The sequence below is a fragment of the Marinobacter sp. UBA2498 genome (assembly GCF_002341575.1).
GTDB lineage: Bacteria > Pseudomonadota > Gammaproteobacteria > Pseudomonadales > Oleiphilaceae > Marinobacter > Marinobacter manganoxydans.
Genome location: NZ_DDOI01000128.1, coordinates 6,609 through 10,686 on the forward strand (window position 1 = coordinate 6,609; position 4,078 = coordinate 10,686).

At 57.4% G+C, this 4,078-nt stretch carries 4 protein-coding genes; all 4 read left to right on the forward strand.

Annotated elements, in window-relative coordinates:
- Positions 1 to 538, forward strand: a 538-nt coding sequence (locus B2W52_RS17840) for a cell division protein FtsQ/DivIB (RefSeq protein ID WP_286803829.1), incomplete at its 5' end; no start/stop codon positions are given.
- A gap of 36 nt (positions 539 to 574) precedes the next feature.
- Positions 575 to 1,810, forward strand: coding sequence for a cell division protein FtsA (gene ftsA / locus B2W52_RS17845; RefSeq protein WP_008176504.1), 1,236 nt, complete (start codon positions 575 to 577; stop codon positions 1,808 to 1,810).
- Positions 1,811 to 1,908: 98 nt separating this feature from the next.
- Entirely contained in the window at positions 1,909 to 3,066 is a 1,158-nt protein-coding gene (gene ftsZ, locus B2W52_RS17850; protein ID WP_008176500.1) for a cell division protein FtsZ, read from the forward strand.
- A 212-nt stretch (positions 3,067 to 3,278) separates the two neighbouring features.
- Positions 3,279 to 4,078 (forward strand): UDP-3-O-acyl-N-acetylglucosamine deacetylase (lpxC, locus tag B2W52_RS17855; RefSeq protein ID WP_286803830.1); only part of this gene is annotated, 800 nt, incomplete at its 3' end.

Consider the following 4,078-nt stretch of genomic DNA (forward strand, 5'->3'; position numbering starts at 1 on the left):
CAAGAGCTATTTCGCCACGGATCTTTCGGAAATCAAGGCGAGTCTGGAGCGCCGGCCCTGGGTTGAGTCCGCCGCAGTGCGTCGGGTGTGGCCGGACCGGCTGGTAATCGATATCCGGGAGAAGAAGCCGCTGGCCTACTGGACTGACGGGCGCCTGGTTAGCCGGACTGGCGAACTGTTCGCGCCGTCCAATCCGGAAGTGGCAGGTCGACTGCCGCGTCTGGCCGGACCCGATGAAAGAGTGCGGGATGTGATCAATATGGCGCGGACCATGAGCGACAGGCTGGTGGCCCGGGGCCTCGGATTTTCGGGCCTGGCCCTGGAGCATCGGGGCGCCTGGACCCTGCAACTGGCCAATGGCATCGAAGTGGTGCTTGGCCGGGACCAGGTGGAACAGCGGTTCGAGCGGTTTATTACGGTTTATGAAAACCGGCTGGCAGCACGGTCGGATGAAGTCAGTCGGGTGGACGCCCGCTACACCAATGGTGTGGCGGTCAAGTGGAAAGCTGTTGAGACAGCCTCCAGCCCGAAATCATAGCAACAGTTAATTCAGACCTACGGTTTGGTGGAACACATGTCATCGGTTGAAACGGAAAACATGATTGTCGGCCTCGATATCGGAACCTCGAAGGTGGTTGCGATTGTCGGCAAGCGCAAGATGGACGGCACCATCGAAGTGGTGGGCATTGGTTCCCATCCTTCCCGGGGCCTCAAGCGTGGAGTGGTGGTGAACATTGAAACCACTGTCCAGGCCATTCAGCGCGCGGTGGAAGAGGCGGAGTTGATGGCCGGGTGCCGCATTCACTCGGTGTATGCGGGTATTGCCGGCAGCCACATCAAGAGCCTGAACTCCCACGGGATTGTTGCCATCCGTGACCGGGAAGTCACCCAGGCCGACATTGACCGGGTAATCGATGCCGCCCAGGCGGTCGCGATTCCTGCAGACCAGAAGATTCTTCACATTCTGCCCCAGGAATTCGTGATCGACAGCCAGGAAGGCATCAAGGAGCCGATGGGTATGTCCGGCGTGCGCCTGGAAGCAAAGGTGCACCTGGTGACCTGCGCGGTGAATGCCGCCCAGAACATTGAGAAATGCGTGAAGCGCTGCGGCCTTGAGGTGGATGACATCATCCTGGAGCAGCTGGCATCCAGTCACGCCATCCTCACCGAAGACGAAAAGGAGCTTGGGGTCTGCGTCGTGGATATCGGTGGCGGCACTACCGACATTGCCGTGTTCACCGGCGGCGCTATTCGCCACACGGCGGTGATTCCGATTGCCGGCGACCAGGTGACCAACGACATCGCGATGGCGTTGCGCACACCGACCCAGAATGCTGAAGAAATCAAGATCAAGTATGCCTGTGCGCTGACCCAGCTGGCCGGTGCGGATGAAACCATCAAGGTGCCCAGTGTTGGCGATCGCGCGCCGCGGGATCTGTCCAGGCAGGCCCTGGCTGAGGTGGTGGAGCCGCGCTATGAGGAGCTGTTCACTCTGGTTCAGTCAGAATTGCGCCGGTCCGGGTTCGAGGATCTGATTCCGGCAGGCATCGTGATAACCGGCGGTTCCTCCACCATGGAAGGTGTGGTGGAACTGGCCGAAGAGATCTTCCACATGCCGGTAAGGCTGGCCTGTCCGCAGGCAGTCTCCGGTATGACGGAGGTGGTCAACAATCCGATCTACGCCACTGGCGTTGGTTTGTTGATTCATGGTTTCCGCCAGATGGATCTGGGGCGGGCACCGGTGCTCAAGGGTGAAGATGCACCCTCGCTGTTTGAGCGCATGAAAGCCTGGTTTACCGGTCATTTCTGACGGAACCGGGTAGTTAGTACACGAAGGTATCTCGAAAACACAATCTCGAACAAACAGCCCGGAACAAGGGCTGAAAACAGCACGAAGGAGTAGGGGAAATGTTTGAACTCGTCGATAATGTCCAGCAAAACGCTGTCATTAAAGTCGTCGGTGTAGGCGGTGGTGGCGGCAACGCCGTTCGCCATATGCTTAACAGCGACATCGAAGGTGTGGAATTCATCTGCGCCAACACGGACGCCCAGGCGCTGACCGATATGGACGCGCGTCAGATCATCCAGCTCGGTGGCAACATCACCAAGGGGCTGGGTGCCGGCGCCAATCCGGAAGTCGGTCGCCAGTCTGCCCTGGAAGACCGCGATCGTATCGCCGAAGCCATCAAGGGCGCGGATATGGTCTTCATTACCGCGGGCATGGGCGGTGGTACCGGTACCGGTGCCGCGCCGATCGTAGCGGAAGTAGCCCGCGAACTGGGCATCCTGACCGTTGCCGTGGTCACCAAGCCTTTCATGTTCGAAGGCGGCAAGCGCATGAGCGTTGCTGAATCCGGTCTGAAAGAGCTGGAAGAAAGCGTTGATTCCCTGATTACCATTCCCAATGAAAAGCTGCTGGCGGTCATGGGCAAGAAAACCAGCCTGCTGGACGCATTTGCCGCAGCTAACGATGTGCTTCTGGGCGCAGTTCAGGGCATCGCTGATCTGATTACCCGCAACGGTATGATCAACGTCGACTTCGCCGACGTGAAGACGGTCATGTCCGAAATGGGTATGGCGATGATGGGCACCGCCCGTGCCACGGGTGAAAATCGTGCGCGGGAAGCCGCCGAAGCGGCTGTTCGCAGCCCGCTGCTCGAAGACATCAACCTGCAGGGTGCCAAGGGTATTCTGGTCAACATTACCGCGGGCATGGATCTCAACCTGGGCGAATTCTCCGAGGTTGGCGACATTGTGCGTGAGTTTGCTTCTGACTCTGCCACCGTTGTTGTCGGTACCGTTATTGATCCGGAAATGACCGACGAACTGAAGGTAACGGTTGTTGCGACCGGCCTGGGTGGTGATCGTGAGAAGCCGACCAAGGTGGTGGACAATACCCGCACTCTGGATGGAAAAACCGATTACAACCAGCTGGATCGTCCCGCTGTTCTGCGTCGCCGGGCCGTTTCCCATGGAAACGTGGCTATCGACCAGAGCAAGGATAGCGAGGAGCAGGGTGTCGACTATCTCGATATTCCCGCATTCCTCCGTCGCCAGGCTGACTGATAATCTGATGCAATTGTGATCCGGTTGTGGTTCTTGTGCGAAACATGGAACCCGGTATCCGGTAAATACGTGCACTGATTGCCATGGGTTGGATGCTGGATGAATATTCAGCAACAACGGATTGGTTAAATGGTATTCAGTCTTATTTTCTGATATTCTCCGGGCAGATTTTTGCCTAGAATATCGCCTTTTTGTGACGGAATTATGTACCGATGATCAGACAACGGACACTTAAAAACACCATCCGTGCCACCGGTGTTGGCTTGCACTCGGGTGAGAAGGTCTACCTGACCCTCAAGCCTGCCCCGGTGGACTCCGGTATCATCTTCCGCCGTACCGATCTTGACCCGATGGTTGAGATTCGTGCCTGCGCGGAGAATGTAGGTGAGACCATGCTGTCCACGACGCTGGTAAAAAACGGTGTCCGTGTGGCGACTGTGGAGCATTTGCTCTCGGCCATGGCTGGTCTCGGGATTGATAACTGTTTCGTCGAACTAAGTGCCGCGGAAGTGCCCATCATGGACGGCTCTGCCGGTCCTTTTGTGTTCCTTCTGCAGTCCGCCGGCATTGCCGAGCAGGATGCAGCCAAGCGTTTCATCCGCATCAAGCGTGAGGTAACGGTTGAGGAAGGCGACAAGAAGGCCACCCTGCTGCCTTTCGAAGGCTTCAAGGTGAGCTTCGGTATCGACTTTGATCACCCCGTGTTCAAGGGCCGCGCCCAGACAGCAACCGTCGATTTTTCCAGCACCTCCTTTGTCAAGGAAGTGAGTCGCGCTCGGACTTTCGGGTTCATGCGTGACATCGAAAAATTGCGTGCCATGAACCTTGCTCTCGGCGGCAGTGTGGACAACGCCATCGTTGTTGATGACTACAAGATCCTCAACGAAGACGGTCTGCGCTATGACGACGAATTTGTGAAGCACAAGCTGCTTGATGCCATCGGCGATCTCTATCAGTTGGGCAACAGCCTGATTGGTGAGTTCCGGGGGATCAAATCCGGCCACGATCTGAA

Coding starts and splice junctions, on each gene's coding strand:
- ftsA (WP_008176504.1), top strand. CDS start 575: ATGTCATCGGTTGAAACGGAAAACATGATTGTCGGCCTCGATATCGGA.
- ftsZ (WP_008176500.1), top strand. CDS start 1,909: ATGTTTGAACTCGTCGATAATGTCCAGCAAAACGCTGTCATTAAAGTC.